Annotated in this window: 17 protein-coding genes; 7 read left to right on the forward strand and 10 right to left on the reverse strand. The window is 69.1% G+C overall.

Annotated elements, in window-relative coordinates; all coding sequences use genetic code 11:
* Positions 1 to 66 precede the first annotated feature (66 nt).
* Positions 67 to 837 carry a 3-hydroxybutyrate dehydrogenase gene (locus WG902_RS04645; RefSeq protein ID WP_340058763.1) on the forward strand — a complete coding sequence of 257 codons (771 nt, stop codon included), beginning with the start codon at positions 67 to 69 and terminating at the stop codon, positions 835 to 837.
* Between the two features lie 102 nt (positions 838 to 939).
* Here WG902_RS04645 and WG902_RS04650 read toward each other — a convergent pair whose 3' ends face one another.
* From WG902_RS04650 to WG902_RS04665, 4 genes are all read right to left on the reverse strand, one after another.
* Positions 940 to 1245 (reverse strand): WGxxGxxG family protein, encoded by a 306-nt coding sequence (locus WG902_RS04650; protein WP_340058764.1) that lies wholly within the window; start codon positions 1243 to 1245, stop codon positions 940 to 942.
* 190 nt (positions 1246 to 1435) lie between these two features.
* Complete coding sequence (locus WG902_RS04655; RefSeq protein ID WP_340058765.1) at positions 1436 to 2251, reverse strand: metallophosphoesterase family protein; 816 nt, start codon at positions 2249 to 2251, stop codon at positions 1436 to 1438.
* Complete coding sequence (locus WG902_RS04660; protein WP_340058766.1) at positions 2248 to 3234, reverse strand: diacylglycerol/lipid kinase family protein; 987 nt, start codon at positions 3232 to 3234, stop codon at positions 2248 to 2250. Before WG902_RS04660 ends, WG902_RS04655 begins: the two co-directional genes overlap by 4 nt.
* Positions 3235 to 3316: 82 nt before the next feature.
* Positions 3317 to 4021: an SIMPL domain-containing protein gene (locus tag WG902_RS04665; RefSeq protein WP_340058767.1), complete on the reverse strand. Its 705-nt coding sequence runs from the start codon at positions 4019 to 4021 to the stop codon at positions 3317 to 3319.
* 217 nt (positions 4022 to 4238) lie between these two features.
* On the opposite strand from WG902_RS04665, the gene ompR reads away from it, so the two are divergent.
* On the forward strand, positions 4239 to 4970 hold the full coding sequence (ompR, locus tag WG902_RS04670; RefSeq protein WP_169419489.1) for an osmolarity response regulator transcription factor OmpR: 732 nt from the start codon (positions 4239 to 4241) through the stop codon (positions 4968 to 4970).
* Positions 4971 to 5009: 39 nt separating this feature from the next.
* Entirely contained in the window at positions 5010 to 6488 is a 1479-nt protein-coding gene (locus WG902_RS04675; RefSeq protein WP_340058768.1) for a sensor histidine kinase, read from the forward strand.
* 69 nt (positions 6489 to 6557) lie between these two features.
* Here the strand turns inward: WG902_RS04675 and ispF are convergent, their stop codons facing one another.
* Both ispF and ispD read right to left on the reverse strand, forming a co-directional pair.
* Positions 6558 to 7037 (reverse strand): 2-C-methyl-D-erythritol 2,4-cyclodiphosphate synthase, encoded by a 480-nt coding sequence (gene ispF / locus WG902_RS04680; protein WP_340058769.1) that lies wholly within the window; start codon positions 7035 to 7037, stop codon positions 6558 to 6560.
* Positions 7038 to 7041: 4 nt separating this feature from the next.
* Positions 7042 to 7737: a 2-C-methyl-D-erythritol 4-phosphate cytidylyltransferase gene (ispD, locus tag WG902_RS04685; RefSeq protein WP_340058770.1), complete on the reverse strand. Its 696-nt coding sequence runs from the start codon at positions 7735 to 7737 to the stop codon at positions 7042 to 7044.
* Between the two features lie 104 nt (positions 7738 to 7841).
* Between ispD and mfd the strand changes: the two genes are divergently transcribed.
* Positions 7842 to 11345: a transcription-repair coupling factor gene (gene mfd / locus WG902_RS04690; protein ID WP_340058771.1), complete on the forward strand. Its 3504-nt coding sequence runs from the start codon at positions 7842 to 7844 to the stop codon at positions 11343 to 11345.
* A 135-nt stretch (positions 11346 to 11480) separates the two neighbouring features.
* Here the strand turns inward: mfd and WG902_RS04695 are convergent, their stop codons facing one another.
* The gene (locus WG902_RS04695; protein ID WP_340058772.1) at positions 11481 to 12170 is read right to left on the reverse strand and encodes a winged helix-turn-helix transcriptional regulator; all 690 of its coding nucleotides are present in this window, start codon (positions 12168 to 12170) and stop codon (positions 11481 to 11483) included.
* A 121-nt stretch (positions 12171 to 12291) separates the two neighbouring features.
* Here WG902_RS04695 and WG902_RS04700 point away from each other — a divergent pair, with 121 nt between their 5' ends.
* The gene (locus WG902_RS04700; RefSeq protein WP_340058773.1) at positions 12292 to 13173 is read left to right on the forward strand and encodes a class I SAM-dependent methyltransferase; all 882 of its coding nucleotides are present in this window, start codon (positions 12292 to 12294) and stop codon (positions 13171 to 13173) included.
* A gap of 12 nt (positions 13174 to 13185) precedes the next feature.
* Here WG902_RS04700 and WG902_RS04705 read toward each other — a convergent pair whose 3' ends face one another.
* The 3 genes from WG902_RS04705 to WG902_RS04715 all read right to left on the reverse strand — a co-directional run bounded on the left by WG902_RS04705 (position 13186) and on the right by WG902_RS04715 (position 17511).
* A complete protein-coding gene (locus WG902_RS04705; RefSeq protein ID WP_340058774.1) occupies positions 13186 to 14091 on the reverse strand; it encodes a class I SAM-dependent methyltransferase in 906 nt (301 codons plus the stop codon).
* 9 nt (positions 14092 to 14100) lie between these two features.
* Positions 14101 to 15765, reverse strand: coding sequence for a hypothetical protein (locus WG902_RS04710; RefSeq protein WP_340058775.1), 1665 nt, complete (start codon positions 15763 to 15765; stop codon positions 14101 to 14103).
* Positions 15766 to 15867: 102 nt separating this feature from the next.
* Positions 15868 to 17511 carry a hypothetical protein gene (locus WG902_RS04715; RefSeq protein ID WP_340058776.1) on the reverse strand — a complete coding sequence of 548 codons (1644 nt, stop codon included), beginning with the start codon at positions 17509 to 17511 and terminating at the stop codon, positions 15868 to 15870.
* Positions 17512 to 17690: 179 nt separating this feature from the next.
* Here WG902_RS04715 and WG902_RS04720 point away from each other — a divergent pair, with 179 nt between their 5' ends.
* Complete coding sequence (locus WG902_RS04720; protein ID WP_340058777.1) at positions 17691 to 18911, forward strand: helix-turn-helix domain-containing protein; 1221 nt, start codon at positions 17691 to 17693, stop codon at positions 18909 to 18911.
* A 46-nt stretch (positions 18912 to 18957) separates the two neighbouring features.
* The gene (locus WG902_RS04725; protein ID WP_340058778.1) at positions 18958 to 19635 is read left to right on the forward strand and encodes a Vgb family protein; all 678 of its coding nucleotides are present in this window, start codon (positions 18958 to 18960) and stop codon (positions 19633 to 19635) included.
* The last annotated feature ends 19 nt before the right edge of the window (positions 19636 to 19654 follow it).

Below are 19654 nucleotides of genomic sequence, written 5' to 3' on the forward strand. Positions count from 1 at the left end.
GCTCGTTCCGGTTGGGATTACGCTCGGCCGTTCACGTCATCGTAAATCATCGCAAAGAGACATCCCATGCTCAAAGGCAAGACCGCACTCGTCACCGGCTCCACCAGCGGCATCGGACTGGGCATCGCCCTGGCGCTGGCCCGGCAAGGCGCCAACATCGTGCTCAACGGCTTCGGCGACTTCGAAGGGCCCAAGGCCCAGGTCTCCGGCCTCGGAGTGAAGGTCGGCTACCACGGCGCCGACATGGGCAAGCCCGCCGACATCGAAGACATGATGAAGTACGCCGCCGCGCAGTTCGGCCGCGTGGACATCCTGGTGAACAACGCCGGCATCCAGCACGTGGCGCCGGTGGAGGACTTCCCGCCCGAGCGCTGGGACGCCATCCTCGCCATCAACCTCACCAGCGCCTTCCATACCAGCCGGCTGGCCCTGCCCGCGATGAAGAAGGCGGACTGGGGCCGCATCATCAACGTGGCTTCGGTGCATGGGCTGGTCGCCTCGGCCCACAAGTCCGCCTATGTCGCCGCCAAGCACGGGCTGGTCGGCCTGACCAAGGTGACGGCGCTGGAAACCGCGACCACCGGCGTGACCTGCAATGCCATCTGCCCCGGCTGGGTGCTCACGCCCCTGGTGCAAAAGCAGGTGGACGCGCGGGCCGCGGCGAACGGCGTCTCCAACGAGGAAGCCAAGAAGCAGTTGTTGGCCGAGAAGGAGCCATCGCTGCAGTTCACCACGCCGGAAGAACTGGGGGAGCTGGCCGTGTTCTTCTGTTCCGATGCCGCGAAGAACGTGCGCGGCGTCGCGTGGAACATGGACGGGGGCTGGGCGGCCCAGTAAGACGAAGAAAAGCCCGCCGAGGCGGGCAATCTTTTCGCATTGGGAGAGTTCAGAGATCGTAGGTCGGGTTCGGCGAGGAGCCGACCCCGACAATTCACGTGCTCAGCGCGCGGTGGTCGGGCGCACGCTGTTGTGGCGGTCGTAGTCGCTGCGCTTGCGGCGCAGGCCCAGCAGGCCGGCAAGACCCAGCAAACCGATCCATCCCATGTCCCGGTCGTTTTCCGTGTCGCGGTTCAGGTCGGACGGGCCGGCGCCCATGGACGTGGTGTTCGGCGTCGCGCTGACGGTGGACGCCGGCGCCGTGGTCGAAGCGGAGGTATCGGTCGTGGCGCTGCCCTGGGCCATCACGGGCATGGCGCAGGCCAGGCCGAGGGTTGCGACGGCAGCGACTTGGGAAAGCTTCTTCATCGATAGGGCTCCTGTTGGTGTTTCGATGGAGTCAATGATCGATGCCCGGGGGCGCCCATGCAGTCGGCGCGTGGCGCGAGTGCAGCCCGGAAAAGGTGGGCCAGCGGTTGCGGATGGAGGGCCAGCAGCACGAACCGTGTCGGGGAGGAAAACGCGCCTGCGTCCTACTTGAAGGGCACTGGCAGAGTCTCTAGTCGCCCAGCTGCAGGTCGTACGGATGCGTCATTTCGAAGCGGCCGTCCGCCAGGTCATAGTCCCAACGTTCGACCCGGCAGGCGCGCACCGCGCCGGCGGCCGGCGGGTCCCAGCGGATGATGTTCAGCGAGTTCGGCGTGCCGTGCCGCACGCGGTGCGACACGGCCGTGCCCGCCTGCACGCAATACATCGTGCGCGGCGCTCCGTGCGCAAGCGCGCAGATGTCGCTCACATAGGGCAGGTGGATGTGGCCGCCCAGCACCAGGTCGGCGCCGGCCCCCGACCACGCCACCACCGCCTTCTCGCCGCCGTGCAGGCGGTCCTTCTCGTCCTCCGGCCGCATCACGCACGCAGGCTGGTGCGTCACGACGATGCGCAGCTGGTCCGGCCGGCGCGTGCGCAGGCGGTCCACCACGCGCTGGATCTGCCCCGACGACACCTCGCCGTCCTTGTGCCGCCGCGGCCGCGTGGTGTTGACGCCGATCACCAGCACGTCAACCAGTTCGATTTCCGGCTCCAGGTCGCGCCCGAAGCAGTTCATGTACTTGCCGTACGGCGAGAACAGCCGCGCCGCTACGTTGTAGAGGGGGATGTCATGGTTGCCCGGCAACGTCAGGAGATGCGCAACGCCCAGCGAATCGCAGAACCGGCGCGCGGCGGCAAACTGGGCGCTGCGGGCGCGCTGCGTGATGTCGCCGCTCAGGATCACGATGTCCGGCTTCTCGTCGCGCACCAGTTGCTGCACGGCGGCCACCACCGGCGGCTCTTCCGTGCCGAAGTGCGTGTCCGAGATGTGCAGGAGAACCGTCATTCGGCCGGCAGCCTCTGCTCCGCCGGCGGCAGCATCACGCGCAGCGGCCGCGGCGCGACCGTGAAGCGCAGCGGCAACTGCATCTTCTGCACCTCCCCGTCGGTGGCCACGGTCATGCGGCGCACGCGGCGGGAGCCGACCGAAAGCGTCCGCAGGGTGAACGAATCCACCCCGCGTTCGTCGCCCAGCCGCCCGGCCATCGCGTAAGCCATCATGCGCAGCTTGGCCCACAGGTCGATCGAACGCACCGTCACCCCGGCCAGGCGGCCCTCCCCGACCTGCGCCACGATGTCGTCCGCGATGCCGATGCGCTGCAGTTGCACGCGGTTGTTGCAGACGAAGACGCTGGCCGTCCGGACCTGCTTCAGCTGTCCGTCCAGTTCGACCTCCAGCACCAGTTGCCGGTGCCATTCGAGCAGGCTCTTGAGCGCCGCGAGCATGGCGATCCAGCGGCGGCGCCCCAGCTTGTGTTTCACCTGCTCGCGATCGGCCAGCAACTTGGGATACAGCCCCACCGAGGCATTGACCAGGAAGAGGCGCTGGTTGACCCAGCCCACCTGCACCGGCTCCGGGCGCGCGGCCAGCAGCATGCGCGTGGCCTCCGCTGCCTCCAGGGCCAGGCCGAGTTGCCGCGCGAACAGGTTGAACGTGCCTTGCGCGATCACTGCCATCGGCACGTCGTGCGTGAAGGCCGCCTGCGCGGCGCAGTTGATGGTGCCATCGCCGCCCGCCGCGACCAGGATGCCGTGTTCGTCCTTGGCCAGGCGGGCCGCCTGCTGGCATGCCGCCAGGATCCGGCCGGGCTGCACGTCCACGAAGCGGTAGCGCCGGGACGCACCGTCCAGCACCTGCTCGATGGCCTGGCGGACCTCGTCCTTCTCGCCGGAACCGGAACCCTGGTTCATCACGATGAAGAACTCCGCCGACGCAGGGGGCGCGTCGGGTGTTTCCTCCTCGGTGGTTTCTGGCAGGACGGCGGACATCCGACGAGCTTAGGGCCAGCCGACGGCCGCGCTTGTCGGACTGCAGCGCCGAAATGATGGGCCGCGCGGTGCCGGCCGGCGCTCAGCGCAGTTGCACGGAGCCCGAGATGGTGACGACCACCGCGCTCTTGCCGGGTTCCACCGGCACCGAAGCATCCGCCGCAGCCACGCGGCCCTCCTGCGCCATCATCCGCATGCGCGGCTGGAAGCCGGGGTCGCTGGCGTTGACCGACACCTCGCGCAGCGTGTAGCCGGAAAAGCCGAAACCCTTGGCCAGTTCGCCGGCGCGCGCCTTGAAGCTTTCGATGGCGGTGGCCTGCGCCTGGCGTTCGACACGCTCCCGCTGCTCGCGACTGAGGCCGAAGCTCACGCCGCCCAGCGTCATGGTGGTGATCCGACCCGCGGTCTGGGTGATGCGGGCGAAGTCACGACCCTCCAGCACCAGTTCCGCCGTGCCCGTCCAGCCGGAGATGCGTCCTTCCTTGTTGTGGCGCGGATAGAGCGCGAAGTTGCCGGTGCGCACGTCCAGCTGGCCGGGCTGCACGTTCTTCTTGGCTTCCATGAGCGCCGCGTCGAGCGCCGTCTTCAGCTGGGACTGCACGGCGCCCGGATCGGTGCCATCCCGCGCCGTCGTGAGATTGAGCATCAGCAGGTCCTGCTGCACTTCGACGGTGCCGCTGGCCTGCAGCTGCAGCACGTTCTGCGGCGGCGCGACGGCGGCGACCTGCGCCTGCGCGGCGCCGGCGGCCAGCAGGCACGCGGCGAGGAAGGTTCGGGTGGTATTCATGCTTCTTCTTCTGGTTGGAGAGCCGGGGCGATTCTGCACAGGGCAGGTTCTCATCTTCTGGAAACGGCGGCCCGGCGCCGAGGTTCACATCCATCGTGTCAATGGCGCACGGCTGGGGCAACATTTGTAACGGTGTGAAAAGCACCCGTGAAAACCCGCAATCCGGCTGTGTAGCCCTGCAGAATCGGCGCTGTTACAAATAGGCCCCAGGAGAACCATGACGCAAGCAGCAGCCCGCACCGACAAGATCCTTGTCGTCGACGACGACGCGCGCATCCGCGACCTCCTGCGCCGCTACCTGACGCAGGAAGGCTTCGAAGTCATCCTCGCGGAAGACGGCAAGGCGCTCAACCGGCTGATGCTGCGGGAAACCGCGGACCTGATCGTGCTGGACCTGATGATGCCCGGCGAGGACGGCCTGTCGATCTGCCGGCGCCTGCGCGCCGCCAACGACCGCACCCCGATCATCATGCTCACCGCCAAGGGCGAGGACGTGGACCGCATCGTCGGCCTGGAAGTCGGCGCCGACGACTACCTCGGCAAGCCCTTCAACCCGCGCGAGCTGCTGGCCCGGGTGCACGCCGTGCTGCGCCGCCGGCCGGCCCAGGAAGCGCCCGGCGCGCCCTCCTCCGACAACGAGGTGGTGTCGTTCGGCCCCTTCGCTTTCGACCTCGGTGCCCGCACCCTGCGCAAGAACGGCGAGGAGCTGCCCCTGACCACCGGCGAATTCGCGATGCTCAAGGCGCTGGTGCGGCACCCGCGCCAGCCGCTGTCGCGCGAGAAGCTGGCGCAACTGGCCCGCGGCCGCGAGTTCGAGCCCTTCGACCGCAGCCTGGACGTGCAGGTCTCGCGCCTGCGCAAGCTCATCGAGGCCGACCCGGCGTCGCCCCGCTACATCCAGACGGTGTGGGGCGTGGGCTACGTCTTCGTGCCGGACGGAGCGGGTTGATACGAGCCCGGTGGCAGCGGGTGACAGAATGACGAGGTCATGATCCGCGGCGTCACCACCCAACTCGAGGCCACCAGCCCGGCCCCCCTGGAAACCGCGCCCGCACCTCTCGAGATGCGGCCGCGGCTGGGGCTGTCGCTCTTCTGGCGCACCTTCTTCCTGCTGTCGCTGCTGCTGATCGGGTCCATCGTGGCCTGGCTGCAGACCTTCCGCCAGCTCGAATTCGAACCGCGCGCGGTGCAGACGGCGCAGCAGATCGCATCGCTGGTGAACCTGAGCCGCGCGGCGCTGGTCCATGCCGACCCCATCGCGCGGGTCTCGCTCATCAAGACCCTGGCCGACCAGGAAGGCGTGCGCATCCTGCCGCGCGAGCCGGTCGACAAGTTCACGCCGCTCAACGCCAGTGCGATCGACCAGCGCATCGTCGACGAGCTGGCGAGCCGGCTGGGCAGCGGCACCGTGATGGCCAGCGCCATGAACGGGGACGACGGCCTGTGGATCGGGTTCAGGATCGACCGCGACGACTACTGGATGCTGCTGGACCGGACCAAGTTTTCGCAAGTCGGCGGCAAGACCTGGCTGGTCTGGCTGATCACGGCGGCGGCGTTGTCGCTGGCGGGCGCGGCGGTGATCGCGCGGCTGATCAACCGTCCCCTGAAGCAGCTCTCGTTTGCCGCCAGCCGCGTGCGCGACGGCGACTTCGACGCCAGCCGGCTCGACGAGAAGGCCGTGACCTCCGAAATCCGCGAGGTGAACATCGGCTTCAACCGCATGGCGCAGCAGCTTGCCAAGATCGAGCAGGACCGCGCCGTCATGCTGGCCGGCATCTCGCACGACCTGCGCACGCCGCTGGCGCGCCTGCGGCTGGAAACCGAGATGAGCGTGGTGGACGCCGATGCGCGCGACCACATGGCGGCCGACATCGACCAGCTCGACGCCATCATCGACAAGTTCCTCGACTACGCGCGGCCGGACCACGCGGAGCTGAAGCCGGTGGTGCTGAACGACGTGATCGAGGCGTGCATGTACGCCATCGAGGACCACGGCGACATCCGGGTGAACCTGGACCTGCCGAAGAACGTGCAGGTGCTCGCCGACGAGGTGGAGCTGGCGCGCGTCATCAGCAACCTGCTGGAAAACGCGCGGCGCTACGGCAAGACGCCGGAGACGGGCGTGGCGGTGGTGGACATCGCCGCGCGCGCGCGCAACGAATGGGTGCTGCTGAAGGTGCGCGACCACGGCATGGGCGTGTCTCCCGATGCCTTGCCGAACCTGGTGAAGCCTTTCTTCCGCGGCGACGCGGCACGCACGGCGGCCACCGGCGCGGGGCTGGGCCTGGCGATCGTCGACAAGACGGTGCAGCGCATGGGCGGCATCTTCGCCCTGGCCAACACCACCTCCGGCGGCCTGGCTGCCCACATCAAGCTGCAGCGTCCGAGGCAGATGCCGCCGGTGCCGGGTGGCGGTGCTGCGGAAGCGGAGCGCAGGGCAGCGGCGGCGCGCGAAGCGACGGCATAGTAGACGTCATCCCGGCCCCCTCTCCGTCATCCCCGCGCAGGCGGGGACCCAGGGCTCCCCATGCACTCCCTACTGCTTCACCAGCAGAACCACCGCCCGCGCCTCGATGCTCTGCCCCATCCCCACCGGGCCCAGCCGCTCCGCCGTCTTGGCCTTCACGTTGACCTGCGCGGGCGCAATCTCCAGCGCCTGCGCGATGCGGGCGCGCATCGCTTCAATGTGCGGCGCGAGTTTCGGTGCCTGCGCGATCACGGTGCTGTCGACGTTGGCGATCGTCCAGCCCTGGGCGCGCACGCGCGCCGCCGCTTCCTTCAACAAGGCAACTGAGTCGGCGCCGCGGAAGGCATCGTCGGTATCCGGAAAATGCCGCCCGATGTCCCCCAACCCGGCGGCGCCGAACAAGGCATCGGTGATCGCGTGCAGCAAGGCATCCGCATCGGAGTGACCGAGCAAGCCGCGCTCGAAAGGAATCGCCACGCCGCCCAGCACCAACGGCCGGCCGGGCACCAGCGCGTGCGTGTCCCAGCCTTCGCCGACGCGCAGTTCCATCGCTTCAGCGGCGGCCGCGCAAGACGGCCTCCGCCATGGCAAAGTCTTCCGGGTACGTGACCTTGAAGTTCTGGCCGCCCGCTTCCACCAGCAGCGGCTTCAGCCCCATCGCCTCGATGGCGCTGGACTCGTCGGTGATGCGGTCGGCCACGCCCTCCAGCGCCTGGCGCAGCATCCCCAGGCGGAACATCTGCGGCGTCTGCGCCTGCCACTTGTCCGCGCGGTCGATGGTGCCGGCCACGCGGCCGCCCTCGCCTATCTTCAGCGTGTCGGCCAGCGGATGGGCCAGCAGGCCGCCGACCTCGTCGCCATCGCAGGCGTCGATCAGGCGGTCGATGAGTTCGGGGGTGACCAGGCAGCGCGCCGCGTCGTGCACCAGCACCCAGTCGTTGTCCACCGCGCCGGCGCGGCGCAGCTCGCGCAGGCCGTTGGTGACCGTGGCGGCCCGGGTCGGCCCGCCGACCGGGACGACCAGCGCGGACGTCGTGGGGTTGCGTTCGAAGAAGCCGTCGCCGGGGGCCACGACGACCAGCGTGCGGGCAATGCGCTTGACGCCGGCGAACGCCGACAGCGTGTGCCACACCATCGGCTGGCCGGCTACGCGTTCGTATTGCTTGGGGCCGGCCGTGCCGGCCCGGCTGCCGAGGCCGGCGCATGGAATGAGGGCGAAATACCGTGGGGCGGGTGCGCTCGTGTTCATGGAATGTCCGAATCATTCTAAGCCGCGTGGTTCCCCCTACAATGCGTCCACACCCCACCCTTTCCAGGAGCGGGGTGTTTTGCATTTCCGGTCTCACCCACTTCATGGAATTACCCAAGCTCTCGCCCGGCCGGCGCATGGCCCTTCCCCGGCCGGTCGGCTCCGCTGACGCACTGCTGCTGGCCCGGCTGGCCCAACGCGAACAACAGCAGGGCCGCCTCACGGCCATCGTCACGGCCGATGCCAACGACGCGCAGCGACTGCTGGACGAGATCGCCTTTTTCGCGCCCGGCCTGCGCACGGCCCTGTTTCCCGACTGGGAGACGCTGCCCTACGACCAGTTCTCGCCGCACCAGGACCTGATCAGCGAGCGGCTGGCGACGCTGTGGCGCATCCTGCAGCGCGAGGCCGACCTCGTGCTCGTGCCCGCGAGCACCGCGCTGTACCGCGTCGCCCCGCCGAGCTTCCTGGCGGGCTACACCTTCGAGTTCCGCGTGCAGCAGCAGCTGGACGAGGCGCGGCTGAAGGCCCAGCTCACGCTGGCCGGCTACAACCACGTGACCCAGGTCGTCAGTCCCGGCGAGTACGCCGTGCGCGGCGGCCTGATCGACCTGTTCCCGATGGGCTCGCCGGTCCCCTTTCGCGTGGACCTCTTCGACAACGAGGTCGATTCGATCCGGACCTTCGATCCGGATTCGCAGCGCAGCCTCTACCCCGTCCCCGAAGTCCGCTTGCTCCCCGGCCGCGAGTTCCCGATGGACGAGGACGCGCGGGCCCGGTTTCGCAGCCGCTGGCGCGAACTGCTGGAAGGCGACCCGACCAAGAGCCGCATCTACAAGGACATGGGCAACGGCGTGGCCACCGCCGGCATCGAGTACTACCTGCCGCTGTTCTTCGAAGAGACCGCCACGGTGTTCGATTACCTCGGCGCGCAGTCCACGCTGGTGCTGCACGGCGAGCTGGAACCCGCGTTCCAGCGCTTCTGGCAGGACACCCGCGACCGCTACCGCCTGCTGCAGGGCGACCCCGAAAGGCCGGTGCTGCCGCCGGAATCGCTGTTCCTCAGCGCGGAGCAGTTCTACACGCGCGCCAATGAGCATGCGCAATTGGCGCTGCGCGGCCCTCACCCCCGCCCTCTCCCGCAAGCGGGAGAGGGAGTTTCTTCGCCCGCTCTCCCGCTTGCGGGAGAGGGTTGGGGTGAGGGTGCCTTCCAGCAGCTGCCCGAACTCTCCGTGGTCCGCGGCGCCGAAGACCCGCTGGCCCGCTTCAAGGAGCACACCCAGCGCACGCCCAACCAGGTACTGGTGCTGGCCGAAAGCGCGGGGCGGCGCGAAAGCCTGCTGGACTTCCTGCGCGCCAGCCACCTGACGCTGCCGGCCTTCGATTCGCTGGAAGAGTTCCTGGCCAGCGACGAGAAGCTGGGCATCGCGACGGCCGCGCTGGCCAGCGGCTTCTCCTGGGCCGAGGAAGCGGTCGACTTCGTCACCGAGACCGAGCTGTTCGCCAGCGCGCCGACAGCGCGGCGGCGCAAGAAGCAGGAGCAGATCAGCGATGTCGAGGCGCTGATCAAGGACCTGTCGGAGCTGAACGTCGGCGACCCGGTCGTGCATGCACAGCACGGCATCGGCCGCTACCGGGGCCTGATGAGCATGGACGTCGGCCAGGGCAGCACCGAGTTCCTGCACCTCGAATACGCCGACAAGGCCACGCTGTACGTGCCGGTCAGCCAGCTGCACCAGATCAGCCGCTACACGGGCGTCGGCGCGGACGAGGCACCGCTGCATCGCCTGGGCTCGGGCCAGTGGGAGAAGGCCAAGCGGCGCGCGGCCGAACAGGTGCGCGACACCGCCGCCGAACTGCTGAACCTGTACGCACGCCGCGCGGCGCGGCAAGGCCACGCCTTCCGCTTTTCCGCGCAGGACTACGAAACCTTCGCCAACGACTTCGGGTTCGAGGAGACGCCGGACCAGAACGCGGCGATCCACGCGGTGATCCAGGACATGGTGTCGCCGCGTCCCATGGACCGGCTCGTCTGCGGCGACGTCGGCTTCGGCAAGACCGAGGTGGCCTTGCGCGCGGCCTTCATCGCCATCACGGGCGGCAAGCAGGTCGCGTTCCTCGCGCCCACCACGCTGCTGGCGGAGCAGCACTTCCAGACGCTGGTCGACCGCTTCGGCAAGTGGCCGGTGAAGGTGGCGGAGATGAGCCGCTTTCGCTCCACCAAGGAGATCAACACCGCGCTCAAGGGGTTGGCCGATGGCAGCATCGACATCGTGGTGGGCACGCACAAGCTGCTGTCGCAATCCACCAGGTTCAAGAACCTGGGCCTGCTGATCATCGACGAGGAGCACCGCTTCGGCGTGCGCCACAAGGAGGCGGTCAAGGCGCTGCGGGCCGAGGTGGACGTGCTGACGCTGACGGCCACGCCGATCCCGCGCACGCTGGGCATGGCGCTGGAAGGCCTGCGCGACCTGTCGGTGATCGCGACCGCGCCGCAGCGGCGGCTGGCGATCAAGACCTTCGTGCGCAACGAGGGCGCGGGCGTCATCCGCGAGGCGGTGTTGCGCGAGTTGAAGCGCGGCGGCCAGGTCTACTTCCTGCACAACGAGGTGGAGACCATCCAGAACCGGCGCGAGGCGCTGGAGCGCCTGCTGCCCGAGGCGCGCATCGCGGTGGCGCACGGGCAGATGCCCGAGCGGGAGCTGGAGCGGGTGATGCGCGAGTTCGTGCAGCAGCGCCACAACGTCCTGCTCTGCTCGACCATCATCGAGACCGGCATCGACGTGCCGACCGCCAACACGATCGTGATCGCGCGCGCCGACAAGTTCGGCCTGGCGCAGCTGCACCAGCTGCGCGGCCGCGTCGGCCGCAGCCATCACCAGGCCTATGCCTACCTGATGGTGCCGGACATCGAAAGCCTCACCAAGCAGGCCTCGCAACGGCTCGACGCCATCCAGGCGATGGAGGAGCTGGGCTCCGGCTTCTACCTGGCGATGCACGACCTGGAGATCCGCGGCGCCGGCGAGGTGCTGGGCGAGAACCAGAGCGGCAACATGCTGGAGGTCGGCTTCCAGCTGTACAACGAGATGCTGTCCGAAGCGGTGCGGTCACTGAAGGCCGGCAAGGAGCCGGACCTGCTGGCGCCGCTGCAGGTGACCACCGAGATCAACCTGCATGCGCCCGCGCTGCTGCCGGACGACTACTGCGGCGACGTCCACCTGCGGCTTTCCTTCTACAAGAAACTGGCCACGGCGAAGACGGTGGACCAGATCGACACCTTGCTGGAGGAGATCGTCGACCGCTTCGGCAAGCTGCCCCCGCAGGCGCAGACGCTGATCGACGTGCACCGGCTGCGCGTGCTGGCGCGGCCCTATGGCGTGGTGAAGGTGGATGCGGCGCCGACGGTGATCCACATCACCTTCAAGCCGAATCCGCCGATCGACCAGATGGCGATCATCCACCTGGTGCAGAAGAACAAGCACATCAAGCTGGCCGGCAACGACAAGCTGCGCATCGAGAAGGCGCTGGTCGAAGTGAAGGACCGCGCACAGATGGTCCGCGACACGCTGCGGGCACTCGGGCAGCCCAAAATTGCCGAGACGGCCTGAAAAGCGGGATCGGACAGCCGGACGCAGAAGACGCGGAAGCTGCGCACGCAGAACACGCAGAAGAAACCAGGAAAATGGATGTCCTTTTGCGTCTTCTGCGTAACTTCTGCGCCTTCTGCGTCCGGCTGTCCGCTTTCAGCCCGCCCGAGCCAGGCTGCGCGTCGGCGCAAACAAGCTCCTCCCCAGCCACTTCCACAGCTGCTGCCCCTGCCGCCCGCCACCGGCCACGCTGATCGCGCCGGCGCGGATCTGCTCGTTGGGCTCGCTGTCTCCGGTCCACACTTCGGTGAGCGCCCGCAGCGTGCTGTCGACGACCACGTCCAGGTCGTGGCCCGGGTCGTCGCGGCACAGGTCGGCCGCGCGGTTCTCCACCACCAGCCACCAGTTCCGCTCGGCCGCCGGCGCATCGCGGAAGCGGAAGTGGACCACCACCCGCCGGTCGACCGGGAACTCCTCCATGCGCGCGAACCGCCGGATGTCCCACATCAGGAAACCCGCGTCGAGCTGTTCGCGGCGCAGCCGGCTGCCGATCCAGCGCGCGCCCCACTCGCCGATGCCCACCACGATCGGGCGCAGTTCCTCTCCGGCCGGTGTCAGGTGGTACTCCCAACCGTGGTCGGCCTTGCGCCGCTCGATCACCCCGATGGCCAGGAGCTTGCGCAGCCGCTGCGACAGCAGGGTGGCCGACATGCGAGGCACGCCACGATGGATGTCGTTGAAGCGATGGCTGCCGCACAGCAGCTCGCGCACCACGAGCGGCGTCCACAGCTCGCCGAGCACCTCGGCGCCGCGCGCCACGGTGCAGAACTGGAGGTAATCGATCATGCGGGCAGTGTAGGCAGGTCGGGGGCTGCCGTGAACTCCAGATTCTGGACTTGAGGGCGCGCGCCCAAGGCGCGAACCTTGCCAGCACCGGCGCATGTCGCGCCGAACCCAGGAGATCACCATGGCTGAAACCCTCGCCGCCCCGGCACCCGCAACCTTCGATCCGGACAAGTTCCGCCAGAGCACCCGCTCGCAATGGGAGTCGGCCGCCGAAGCGTGGGACCGGTGGGGGCCCTTGCTGTCCCGTTGGCTCGGCCCGGCGACCGACGTGATGCTCGACATGGCCGGCGTGGGCCCCGGCGCGCGCGTGCTGGACATCGCCGCCGGCGCCGGCGAGCAGACCCTCGTCACCGCGCGCCGCGCGGGCTCCGCCGGGTATGTGCTGGCCACCGACATTTCGCCCGCCATCCTGCGCTACGCCCAGGCCGCGGCGCGGCGCGAGGGGCTGCGCAACGTGGAGACGCAGGAACTGGACGGCGAGCGCCACGACCAGTTGCCCGCGGGCTCGTTCGACGCGGCCATTTCGCGCGTGGGCCTGATCTACTTTCCCGACCAGCAGCGGGCCCTGGCCGGCATCCGCCACGCCCTGCGGCCGGGTGGCCGCTTCGCCGCCATCGTCTATTCCACGCCGGACCGCAATGCGTTCTTCTCCGTGCCGGTCGGCATCATCCGGCGCCGCGCGCAACTGCCGCCGCCGCTGCCGGGCCAGCCCGGCCCGTTTTCGCTCGGTGGCGAGGGCGTGCTCCAGCGCACGCTGGAGCAGGCGGGATTTCGCGATGTCGAAGTCCGCCGCGTCGACTCCCCGGTGCGGCTGCCCACGGCGGCGGAATGCGTGCGCTTCGAACGCGAGTCCTTCGGCGCACTGCACCAGATGCTGGCCGGCATGGATGACGCCGGCCGCGCGGACACCTGGCGGGAGATCGAGCAGGCGCTGGCCCAGTACCAGGCCGGGGAAGGCTTCGTCGGTCCGTGCGAGATGCTGGTGGGCGCGGGCACGCGCTGATGCGCGGCGCGGCTACCGCTTGCGGAAGTACTGCCGCGTCGTGGGCGTGACCAGGGGGTGGAGCAGGCTCTTCGCCACCCGGTCCAGGTCGCTGGTCACGCAGGCGATCGGCCTGGTGATCGACTCGAATCCGAGCCGTTCCGCGAAGCCCTTGAGCGTCTCCGGCGTGAAGCCGTTGAGGTGCTCGAGCGGGTGGATCCTGGCGTACTCCTCGCGCGTCTCGATCTTGCGCACGCCCGAACAATCGGGCGTCTCCAGCACCAGGATGCCGCCGGTGGCCAGCAGGTCACGCAGCCGGAGCATCAGGGCTTGCGGCTCGACCAGGTGCTCGAGCACCTCGAACAGCGTCAGTGCATGGAACGGCGCCATCGCCGCAACGTCGTCGATCTCGGCGAACACCCTGGAATACGTGTTGTTGTCGCGCTTGGCGGCAGACCGGTCCACCCCGCAGGCGTCGAAGCCGTACAGGAAACACATCGACAGGAACTCACCATAGCCGCAACCGAAGTCCAGCACCCGGGTCGGCTGCGATCCGCGCAGGACGCGCGTGAGCTTCTCGATGCGCAGCACGTGCGCCGTGTGCTCCCCGGCCTTGCGAAACTTGTTCGGGGGCGTCTTCAATGTCTTCTCGAAAGCCGCGATGGCCTCTTGCGACATCCAGCGGGAAAACAGGCGTTCGCTCCAGTCCGGCGCGAGGACGTAGCGATGGAACGCCATGTCGCAATCCTGGCATGCGACATACGACCACCGCTGGCCGCGCAGGAAAGGAGCGGGATGCTCGCCCCAAGGATCCTCGCGGATGAAGCGCTCGACCGCGCCTTCGTCGAACCGGCCCGCACAGACTTCCTGCAGCGTCCCGCCGCCGCAGCTGATGCAGGCGACCCGCTCGACGAAGACGGCAGTTGCGGCGTCGTCCATCGCCCCGCGTCACCCCGCCTGCAGCACCCGCAGCAGCGCGTCGATCACGTCGCTGCCGTCCGGCGACTTCAGGCGGTGCTGCTTGAGCGAGCGTGCCAGGTCCGCTTGTCCGAGGACCCGGTAGTCGGAGCGGATCAACACGCCCGCGATCGCCCGCTGCACCTGCACGGATTTCGCCAGGGGAAACAAGGCCGCGATCGCGCGCAGGCTCTCGGGGTCGGACACGCGTTGCTGCGCCAGCGTTTCGATCGCGCGCACCTGGGCCGCGGAAGCCGGCATGCGGGAGATCGCGGAGGCGACCGAGCGCACCTCCCCGACGTCGGCCAGCGGCCGATGGCGCAGGTACGCCTGCGCGATGGTGATCTCGTCGGCATCGGTGCTCGTGACCGCGCGCACGACGCGCGCATGCGCCTCCGCGCTTCCCAGGCAGGCCATCGCCGCGGCCTGCGCGATCTTTCCGGACTTGAGCACGCCGGTGGCCAGTGTGCGCAATGCCGGGTCCTGTCCATCCTGGCGGCCCCGCCCGCACGCGAGGTCCACTTCGTCCCGGCCGACGCGGCCACGGGCGACGTGGTCGGCGATCGTGCGCATGAACTCGGCTTGCTCCTGCGCCGGCGTCAACCAGCCCACGTTGGTGGCCAGCGCCATCATCCGCGTGCGCACCGACGCTTCGTCCGCATCGCGCGCCGCCTCGAGGTAGCGGCCGCGCGTGCCCTGGTCGCCGGCGATCTTCGCGAAAGCCGCGGCGGTGCTCCCGGCCACGCGCTGCACGGGCGGGATGGAGGCGGCAAAGCGCTCGAGGTGCCCGAGCAGCATGCGCACCTCGGCCATGTCCCGCTGCAGCACCTCGTGCATGAAGGCGACCTTCTGCGACGCCGACAGCCGGTCGTCCACGAACTGGCAGGCGTCGCGACGCAACGTCGCCTTCGACTCCGCGTCCGACAAGCCGGGGGTGACGGTCAATGCAGTGTTCGAGAAGGCAGCCATCAGCTTGCTGCTGACCTGGCCGCTGCCGATCTCGGGAACGGCCGCCGACTGGAAGTAGCGGTCCAGCAGCGGCCCGGCGGTGCGGCCGAGCGGCGCCAGCGACGAAAACCCGTAAATGACGGGCACGTCCTTGAAGATGGCGCGCATCCGGTCCCGGTTGGTGCCGGCGTGCTGTTCACCCAGGATCCCGGCAACCCGCGAAGCATCCGCCGGCGTATGCCCCGAGCGCAGCAGTCCGCGCACGATGTCCTCGGTGACGGTCTGGCGCGCCTCCGTCTTCAGCGTGTTGCAGCCCATGAGGTAGACCTCCTTGAGCTGGGAGAACACGCCGGGGCAGGAGTCGCTGCACGAAGCCCGCTCCATCTCCTCGACCGACAGGTACTCGCTGTTGTCGTGGCGGTCGGTGTAGAACTCGGTGCCGCCGTCGAAATGCCCGGAAATGATGAGTGCATCGCACTGCACCTTCTGCTGGCACGCCGATGCCAGCCAGTCGGGGCGGCCGCGCTCGACCAGCTCGACGAAGCGGTAGTCACCGGGCGGAAGATTGCGCCGGAAGCTCTCCCTCTCGTCGGGCGAATTGACCGTGATGGTGCACACCGTCCGCGGCGCGCCGATGGCACTCGCCGAAACGGCAATGCCCAGGCAGGCGGCGAACACCTTGCTGATGAAGGAAAAGGGTTGTGGCATGGGTACTGCGGAGGTACTGCGCGGTGACGCGCGAGTATTCCACAGCACGTACGGACGCGCTTGGTTTTGTAAGGGAAAAACCTGCTGTTGCAGGTCTCGCGCTCAGGACAACTTCAGGCGCTCGATCAGCGCGTCCACCATGTTGCCCTCGGGCAACGACTTCAGGCGGTATTCACGCAGTGTGCGCAGCACATCCGGGTGGGCGGCGGCCTTCGGATCGGCGCGCAACAGGACACCGGCGATCGCGTTCTGCACCGCCCAGGCCGGGGTCCTGGCAAACAGCTGCTTCAGGATTTCCACGCTGCCGCGGTCGGACAGGTAGTGCCGTGCGAGCACGTCGAGTGCACGCGCCTGCGCTTCGAACCCGTTCATGCCGGCGATGGCCCGCGTCACGGCGCGCAGTTCGTCGGCATCCGTGATCGGGCGGTGCCGCAGGTAGAACTGCGCCACGCGCACATCGGCATCGTCCGGGCTGACCAGGCCCTTCAAGGCTTGCGTTCGCGCTTCCGTGCTGCCCATGCAGGCCAGGACCGCGGAATGCCCGACCGAGTCGGCTTGCCCCGGTCGCGCCAGCCGGTCGAGCGCGCCATCCAGCGCGCCATCCTTGTTCAAGGTGCAGGCCAGTCCCACGTCGGTGCCGGCCACCGACTTCTGCGCGAGCATCTCGCCCATCATCTGCAGCAACTCGTCGCGGCGCTGCTGGGCGTTCAACCAGCCGACCGCATGCGCCACGCCGATCATGCGCGCGCGGGTGTCGGGCTGGTCCGCGTCGCGGGCGAAGGCGAGATAGCGGTCCCGAGTGACCGTGTCGCGCGCGATGCGCTCGATGGCCTGCGCAACTTCGGGTTTCCTGCGCGAGTCGGCGTCGAGCGTCTTGGCGAAATGCTCGATGCGATCCAGCAGCAGGCGCGACTCCGCCACCGGCCGCTGCATGATCTTGTGCACGGAATCCAGCCGTTGCGCCGTCGTCATCCTGTCATTCGAGAACGAGCAGACGTCACCGCGCAGGGCCGCCAGCGAATCGCCGGCGGTCATGCCCCGTCCGGCCACCAGGCCTTGCGACGCGAACTGCCGCAGCAGGCCGGCGCTGACGCGCCCCTTGCCCACATCACCGGCACCGGAGGACTGGAAGTGGCGGTTCAGCGTGACGGCGGCCGAAGCGCCGAGCGGCGCGGCCGAAGCGAAGCCATAGATCACGGGGACGTCCTTGAACACCAGCCGCATCCGGTCGCGGCTGCTTTCGCCGCGCTCCGCCTTCAACTGGCTGGTCAGCCGCGCAGCCTCGGCGGGCGAGCGTCCCTCGCGGGTGAAGCTGCGCAGGATCTCGCTGCTGACCGTGTGCTGCGCCTGGGGATTCATGGTGTCGCAACCGAAGAGGTAGACCTCCTTCAGGTTGGCGAACAGGCTGGGGCAGGAGTCCGAACAGGCCACGCGTTCCAGTTCGGCGATGGGCAGGTGTTCGCCGCGGTCCAGGGCATCGGAAAAGAACACGTTGCCTTCCCCGTGGTGGCCGGAGATCAGCAGCACGTCGCAGGACACCTTCTGCTCGCAGGCGGAGCCCAGCCAGTCCTTGCGGTTGCGCTCCACCAGTTCCACGAAGTCGTACTTGTCGGCGGGCAGGTATTTGCGGAAGGTCTTCTGCTCGTCCGCCGAATTGATGGTCACCGTGCACACCGTCTGCTTCTGTGCGAAGGCGAGCGGCGAGAGGAAGCAGGCCAACAGGCAAAGCGAGCGAGCAAGGTGCATGACGATCGGACCCCCAGAGATGAGGTACGAATGGTTTGCTCCAGAGCATGGAAAGTTTGTAGGAGAGGATGGGGCGGCCTGCGTCGTCTTGCGTCGGCAGCGCGTGTGCATCGCATCCCTTCACGCCCCGCTCCGGGCCGGCTCAGCGGCAGCGCAGGCGATCCGCTACCCTCGTTCCCATGGACTCGCTCATTGCCGCTTCCGCCCGCGCCCTCGCCGCGGGGGATGCGCTGGGCGCGCTCAAGCGCGTCGCGCTGCGCGGCGATCCCCCGGCGCTGGCCCTGCGCGGCATCGCCATGGCGCAATTGGGAGAGCATCCGGTCGCGCGGGACCTTTTGCGCCGTGCGGCCCGCGGATTCGGATCGCATGAAGACCTCGCGCGGGCCCGCTGCGTCGTGGCCGAGGCCGAAGTGGCGCTGGCCATGCGTGACCTCGGTGGCTCTCCACGCGCCCTGGCCGCGGCCACGACGACCCTGGAAGGGCACGGAGACCGCGACAATGCGGCGCACGCCCGCCTGGTCGCCGCCAGGCAGCAGCTTCTGGTCGGCCGCCTGGACGAGGCCAGGGCCATGATGGAAGCACTCGACACGACCCGGCTGCCGCCGACGCTCGCCGCGGTTGCGAACCTGACCGCGGCGGAACTCGCGCTGCGCTCGCTGCACTGCGCCTCCGCCGAGGCGGCCCTGGCACGCGCAGCGCAGTCGGCGCAGCAAGCGGCGATCCCGGCGCTCATCGCCGAAGTCGCCGATGCCCAGGCCACGCTCACGCGCCCGGCCGCCCGCCGGGTCCAGGATGGCATCGGCCACACCCTGCGCCTCACCGAAGTCGAGGCCCTGCTCTCGTCCGGCGCGCTCGTCCTCGACGCGTGCCGCCGTGGCCTGGCGCACGCGGGCGCATGGCAACCGCTGGCCCGCCGCCCTGTCCTGTTCACCCTGGCCCACGCCCTGGCCGAAGCCTGGCCCCGGGACGTGAAGCGCGACACCCTGATCGCGACCGCCTTTCGCACGCGCCACCCCGACGAAACCCATCGCGCCCGCCTGCGCGTGGAGATCGGCCGCCTGCGTGAATTGGTCAAGCCCATGGCGCGCATCGAAGCCACGGCCGATGGTTTCGTCCTGCGGCCGCACGACGCCGCTCCGGTCGCCGTGCTGCTGCCGCCCATTGCCGGCGAACAGGCGGCGCTGGTCGCGCTCCTGTCGGACGGCGCTGCGTGGTCGACCTCCGCCTTGTCCCTGGCCATGGACGCCAGCCAGCGCACCATCCAGCGCGCACTGGCCGACCTGCAGCCCACCGGCCAGGTGCGCGCCATCGGCCAGGCGCGGTCCCGGCGCTGGCTGGCGCCGCCGCTGGCGGGTTTCACGACAATCTTGTTACTCCCCGCTTTCCTGCCGACTCCCTAGAGTCCTCCCATCGCGCCGTTCCAGGCGCTGCACCAGGAGCATCGCCATGAGCAGCAAGACCCTCACCCGCCAGGCCGAAGCCGCCGCCACGCCCGCGGAGATCGTTCGCGAGTACGGCCCTTTCCCCGGTGCGCCCAACGTGGCTGGCGTCAGTTACGACGGCAGCCGCGTCTGGGCCGCGCTGGGGGCGCAGCTGGTGGCCCTCGATCCGGCCAGCGGCGAAGTGACGCGCAAGCTCGACGTCGCCTGCGACGCCGGCACCGCGTTCGACGGCAAGCACCTGTACCAGATCGCGGAATCGCGCATCGACAAGATCGATCCGGCCGACGGCAAGGTGCTGGCGACCATCCCCGCGCCGGGCGCAGGCACCGATTCGGGCCTGACATGGGCCGAGGGCAGCCTGTGGGTGGGCAACTACCGCGGCCGCAAGATCGTCCAGATCGATCCGGGGACCGGCGCCGTCAAGCGCACCATCGAATCCAACCGCTTCGTCACCGGCGTCACCTGGGCGGGGGGCGACCTGTGGCACGGGACCTGGGAAGCGAACGAAAGCGAACTGCGCCGCGTCGACCCGCAAAGCGGCGAGGTGCTTCAGCGGCTTGCAATGCCGGCAGGCACGGGCGTGAGCGGGCTGGAAGCCGACGGCGGCGACCTGCTCTATTGCGGCGGCGGCGAGAGCGGCAAGGTGCGCGCCGTGCGGCGCCCCAGGGCCGCGCGCAACTGAAGCCCCGCTCCGACGACCG

The organism is Ramlibacter sp. PS3R-8 (assembly GCF_037572435.1).
GTDB lineage: Bacteria > Pseudomonadota > Gammaproteobacteria > Burkholderiales > Burkholderiaceae_C > Ramlibacter.